The organism is Peribacillus sp. NPDC058002, assembly GCF_042886655.1.
GTDB lineage: Bacteria > Bacillota > Bacilli > Bacillales > DSM-1321 > Peribacillus > Peribacillus aracenensis.
In genome coordinates this window covers 1-5270 of the sequence record NZ_JBHVQU010000234.1, presented here as the reverse complement: position 1 = coordinate 5270, position 5270 = coordinate 1, and the positions used below count along the sequence as shown (strand labels likewise).

At 42.4% G+C, this 5270-nt stretch carries 6 protein-coding genes and 1 other annotated feature; all 6 genes read right to left on the bottom strand.

The window, feature by feature from the left end:
* Positions 1–1590: glycine--tRNA ligase subunit beta (gene glyS, locus ACFVSH_RS22415; RefSeq protein WP_387707898.1), on the bottom strand; the 1590-nt coding region annotated here is incomplete at its 3' end.
* The gene (gene glyQ, locus ACFVSH_RS22410; RefSeq protein WP_034308488.1) at positions 1577–2473 is read right to left on the bottom strand and encodes a glycine--tRNA ligase subunit alpha; all 897 of its coding nucleotides are present in this window, start codon (positions 2471–2473) and stop codon (positions 1577–1579) included. The genes glyQ and glyS, both read right to left, overlap by 14 nt.
* A gap of 100 nt (positions 2474–2573) precedes the next feature.
* Positions 2574–2750: a binding site (T-box leader), on the bottom strand.
* A gap of 58 nt (positions 2751–2808) precedes the next feature.
* Positions 2809–3561 carry a DNA repair protein RecO gene (gene recO / locus ACFVSH_RS22405; RefSeq protein ID WP_260284722.1) on the bottom strand — a complete coding sequence of 251 codons (753 nt, stop codon included), beginning with the start codon at positions 3559–3561 and terminating at the stop codon, positions 2809–2811.
* A 33-nt stretch (positions 3562–3594) separates the two neighbouring features.
* Positions 3595–3738: a YqzL family protein gene (locus ACFVSH_RS22400; RefSeq protein WP_387598027.1), complete on the bottom strand. Its 144-nt coding sequence runs from the start codon at positions 3736–3738 to the stop codon at positions 3595–3597.
* A gap of 97 nt (positions 3739–3835) precedes the next feature.
* Entirely contained in the window at positions 3836–4765 is a 930-nt protein-coding gene (gene era / locus ACFVSH_RS22395; protein ID WP_260284723.1) for a GTPase Era, read from the bottom strand.
* Positions 4758–5186, bottom strand: a complete 429-nt coding sequence (locus tag ACFVSH_RS22390; protein WP_387707896.1) for a cytidine deaminase — start codon at positions 5184–5186, stop codon at positions 4758–4760. Before ACFVSH_RS22390 ends, era begins: the two co-directional genes overlap by 8 nt.
* Between the last annotated feature and the right edge of the window lie 84 nt (positions 5187–5270).

The window sequence follows — 5270 nt, the reverse complement described above, 5'->3', positions numbered from 1 at the left end:
GAATGTGAACATATCCGCTTTAACTTCTTCAAGATCACGTTTTAAGATGCCTTTTGATTCCAGTCCTTTAAGGCCTAAAACAATAAGCTCCTCTAAAGAAATATCCCATTTTTTCTCAGCTAGAATTTGGACGACCCCGCTCGCCTGCCTTCTTAATGCGTAAGGATCCTGGGAACCTGTCGGAATGACACCAATAGCGAAGAATGAAGACAAAGTATCAATTTTTTCAGCTAAACTCACAACCGCACCAATGACTGAAGGCGGTACAATGTCATCCGCATGTCTTGGCATATAATGTTCATTGATAGCCGCGGCCACTTCTTTGGCTTCCCCTTTTAGGAGAGCATATTTTTCACCCATATACCCTTGCAATTCAGGGAATTCATAAACCATATGACTCACCAAATCGAACTTGGCAATTGCCGCTGTACGAAGCGCCATTTCTTTTTCGGCCTTTAAATTCAAAGCATCCGCAAGGGCACCGGTCACTGCAGTTACCCGGGCAGTTTTCTCGGCTAATGTACCAATTTCTTCATGATAAACGATACTGTCAAGTTTTTTCAAAGCATCCGAAATCTCTTTTTTCTGATCTTCTTTATAGAAAAATGCTGCATCCGATAAGCGGGCACGCAATACTTTTTCATTCCCTTTAGAGACCTTATCCAAATGACGGTCATCGCCGTTACGCACGGTTACAAAGTAAGCAAGCAGTTTCCCGTCCTTATCTTTAACAGGGAAATAGCGTTGGTGTTCCTTCATTGAAGTGATAAGTACCTCAGCAGGAAGCTCTAGGAATTCTTCTTCAAAATGTCCAAATAACACCGTTGGATACTCTACCAAATTATTGACTTCTTCAAGCAGATCTTCATCGACCGGGATGATCCAGCCTTTCTCCTGCTCAAGCTCTTTAATCTGATCCAATATAACTTGTCGGCGTTTATCTGGATCCGCCATTATAAATTGTTCTTTTAGCGTATCCTCATACCGTTCCGGCTGCTCGATGATTGCGCTATCGCCCAAGAAACGGTGTCCTTTTGTTTCACGGCCCGTTTTCACGTCAGCAATGCTGAATGGAACTATATCATTGCCGAATAAGGCAATCAGCCATTTAATCGGACGGACGAAGCGGAGCTCCTGATTGGCCCAGCGCATATTTTTCGGGAACGTCATGCCGCTGATGATTTCCTGAAGCTCAGATAAAAGCTGAGCAGTCTGCTGTCCTTTTATGAATTTATTCACATGGGCATATTCCACACCCTTGAGTTCTTTAAAATAAATGTCCTCTGAAGTCATGCCTTGACCCCTGACGAATCCCAATGCGGCTTTAGACCAGTTGCCTTCACTGTCCAAAGCGATTTTCTTCGCCGGACCTTTTGCTTCTTCTTCGATATCCTTTTGGGATTCTTCCACATCTTTCACCAATACAGCTAAACGTCTTGGTGTGGAAAAAGCTTCAACCGTTCCGAATTCAATCGCTTTTTCCGTTAGCCATTGCTGTACTTTATCTGACAATTGTTTCATCGATGCTGTCACAAAACGGGCAGGCAGCTCTTCCAATCCAATCTCCAATAACAAATCACGCTTGCTCATTTGTATTCTCCCCTTTCACTTTCAGGATCGGGAAGCCTAATTTTTCCCGCTCTTCATAGAAGGTTTTGGCAACCTTACGCGCTAAGTTACGGCACCGGGCAATATAACCCGTTCTTTCCGTCACCGAGATGGCACCTTTGGCATCCAAAAGGTTAAATGTATGTGAACATTTCAAAACATAATCATATGCAGGATGTACAAGTCCTTCTTCCATTTGGCGATGCGCTTCCTTTTCATACATCGTGAAAAGCTGGAATAGCATATCAAGGTCGGAGGTTTCGAACGTATATTTCGAATGTTCGTATTCCGGCTGACCAAATATATCCCGAACTGTGAATCCATCTGTCCATTCTAGGTCAAATACGTTTTCCTTATCTTGAATGTAAGAAGCGAGACGTTCGATTCCGTATGTAATTTCCACTGAAACCGGCTTACACTCAAGGCCGCCCACTTGTTGGAAATATGTAAATTGAGTGATTTCCATTCCATCAAGCCATACTTCCCAACCTAGACCAGCACATCCTAGTGATGGATTTTCCCAGTTGTCCTCCACAAAACGAATATCATGCTCAAGCGGATTTATCCCTAATGCGCGTAATGAATCCAAATATAACTCTTGGATATTGTCAGGCGACGGCTTCATGATCACTTGGAACTGATGATGCTGATACAGTCGATTAGGGTTCTCGCCATAACGGCCGTCAGCAGGACGGCGGGAAGGTTCCACGTAAGCAACGCTCCAAGGCTCCGGTCCAATGGCTCTCAGGAACGTGTATGGGCTCATCGTTCCTGCCCCTTTCTCTACATCATAAGCATTCATCAATATGCAGCCTTGTTCAGACCAATGCTTTTGTAACGTTAAAATCATATTTTGAATATTCATCGTACACCTCCAGATTATTTAAAACGGCTCTTATTAAAATTCAGGAATAGGAACCCATTACATCTTGGCAAACAAAAAACTCCCGTCCCTATGCGAAATGCATAGGGACGAGAGTATACCCGCGGTTCCACCCTAATTGCCGTTTATAAAACGGCCTCTTTTCAAAGCAACATGCTCCGGAAACGCCCTTCCCTGTATATCCATATCCCGGCTTCCACCGTCCCGGGTTCGCTTTTTATGGAGAATGACAGATACTCTTTTCCATCAACGCAATCTTCTTATTTTAATGATTAGAATTTTATACAAACTAGCATGGAATGTCAATAGGTCAGATCCTAAAACATATCTTTCATCGTATCAATCTGTTTCAGGAACTTTTTTGATTTCAAATGCAGACCGGAATATTCCTCATAATATGCATCGATGATCTTCCGAAGTTCTTTTTTCGTTTCAGGCTTAACGGAAATGTTTCCGAGCCTTGATAAATCGAAATAATAAAAGATTCGAAGCAGTTTGACGGCCGCAGGTGAAATTTTATAATGATAAGGGTCTTTTCCCAGACAGCGATGACAGATAAAGCCCGCTTCCCGAAGCGAGAAGGAGAATTCCCCTTCCGTTTCACCACATACAGCACACTGATTCAGCACTGGGTTAATCCCATTTACGGGCAGCATCTTCATTTCAAAAATGAATTTCAAAACCTCTGCGTCATATTCCTCGTTTATGTAATGCAAGGTTTGTGAAAGCAATTCATATAAATACGGATTCGGTTTCTTATCCTCGACACTTTTATCAAGCAATTCAACAATATATGAAGCATAGGCAGTGGCAAAAAGATCCTCCCGTATGAAACGGAGTGAATCGACCATTTCGCCTTGCTGAAGACTGCCGAGTCCGGTTGATGTGGTTACAAGAAAATACCCGGAGCAAAAAAGCTGTGTGACGGCAGAAAGCCTGCTGTTAGGTTTACTGGCTCCTCTAGCCATAACGCCAATTTTTCCTAGCTCACGGGTATATATAGTAATGATTTTGTTATTTTCTCCATATGCAGTTCGCCTTATGACAATGCCCTCACATTTTTGGAGCATACCAAGACACCACCCATGCTCGTCAAGACTAACCTATGAAACAGGAAAATCAATTTCTGCTAGCTCATCGTTCAAAACCAAGTGTCCTTCCTGTCTCTCGACTTCTATCTCCTTAAACAGCAAATAGGTGTCCACATTACCTGTTTCAGTAAATAACTCCCAGGTAAAATCCAACATATAAAGCCCACCTTTCATTTTTAACTAGCAATGAATATCCGACCATATGGTTAGCTTGACCGTTTTCCGAACTTTCATGACGCGTAAATTTTGTTAATTAATACTCGCTTTCATTGAAGCCATAATCGCGAAGCTGGCTTGCTTTGTTCCGCCAATCCTTCTGTACCTTCACCCATAGTTCCAAGAAAACTTTCGAGCCCAATAAGTTTTCGATATCCACCCTGGCACGGCTGCCGACTTCTTTAAGCATTTTCCCTTGCTTTCCGATGACAATGCCTTTTTGTGAATCACGTTCGACAACGATCGTCGCCATGACATTAATGGTATCACTGTTGTCCATTTTTTTAATTGAATCGATGACAACAGCCACTGAATGCGGAATTTCTTCACGTGTCAGGTGCAGTACCTTTTCGCGGACCAATTCGGAAATGATAAAACGCTCCGGGTGGTCTGTCACTTGGTCAGCTGGATAAAACTGGGGACCCTCTGGCAGATGTTCCTTGATTTGTTCAAGAAGTGTATCAACATTATTTCCTTCAAGCGCAGAAATCGGAACGACCGCCGCAAAAGGGTATAGCTGTTGGTATTTCTCTATGATCGGAAGTAAATCATCTGGATGCATCGCATCGATTTTGTTTACAACCAGGAAAACAGGCGTTTTTACGGATTGAAGTTTTTCGATGATAAACTCGTCACCGCGTCCGTATCCTTCCGTCGCATTGATCATGAAGAGAATCAAATCGACTTCCTTCAATGTATTCGTTGCCACTTTCATCATGAAGTCACCAAGCTTATGCTTTGGTTTATGAATGCCGGGTGTATCGATGAAAATCATTTGTGAATCGTTCTGCGTAAGTACACCCTGGACCTTATTTCTTGTAGTTTGCGGTTTATCGCTCATAATTGCAATCTTTTGACCAATGACCCGATTCAGAAATGTACTCTTCCCAACATTGGGTCGTCCAATAATCGATATGAAACCTGATTTGTAACCTTTTACTTGTGTATCATCAAATAGTTTATTCATTTAAATCCTCCGGTGAAAAAGCTCCTGGAAGCAATTCCTGTACTGTTAGTTCTTTTATATCCCCATGTAAGTTGGTTAAAACGACCGGCATATCCTTTTCACACAGTTCCGAAATAACTTGTCTGCATGCCCCGCATGGGGATACGGGACCATCGGTATCTGCCACGACTGCAAGTTTAGTGAATTTTTTATCGTTATGGGCATAAGCGCTGAATAAAGCTGTCCTTTCGGCGCAGTTACACATGCTGTATGCAGCATTTTCTATATTGCAACCATGATAGACCTTTCCATCAGAGGTTAAAAGGGCAGCCCCCACCTTAAATTTGGAGTAAGGCACATAAGCTTTATCCCTTGCTTTTTTAGCTTCCTCAATCAATTCGTTTGTATTCAATTCACATCTTCCTTTCAAATTGAGTACCATTTTGGCAACCTACAGGCCAAACTTGGGCAAAAAGATAATCAATCCAACTATTATAGAAAATATAGCATATATGAATACAGCTCC

Bases quoted from the DNA above. Each gene is read 5' to 3' on its own strand.
- ACFVSH_RS22400 (WP_387598027.1), bottom strand. From the start codon at position 3,738: ATGTTGGATTTTACCTGGGAGTTATTTACTGAAACAGGTAATGTGGAC.
- recO (WP_260284722.1), bottom strand. From the start codon at position 3,561: ATGCTCCAAAAATGTGAGGGCATTGTCATAAGGCGAACTGCATATGGA.
- era (WP_260284723.1), bottom strand. From the start codon at position 4,765: ATGAATAAACTATTTGATGATACACAAGTAAAAGGTTACAAATCAGGT.
- glyQ (WP_034308488.1), bottom strand. From the start codon at position 2,473: ATGAATATTCAAAATATGATTTTAACGTTACAAAAGCATTGGTCTGAA.
- ACFVSH_RS22390 (WP_387707896.1), bottom strand. From the start codon at position 5,186: ATGGTACTCAATTTGAAAGGAAGATGTGAATTGAATACAAACGAATTG.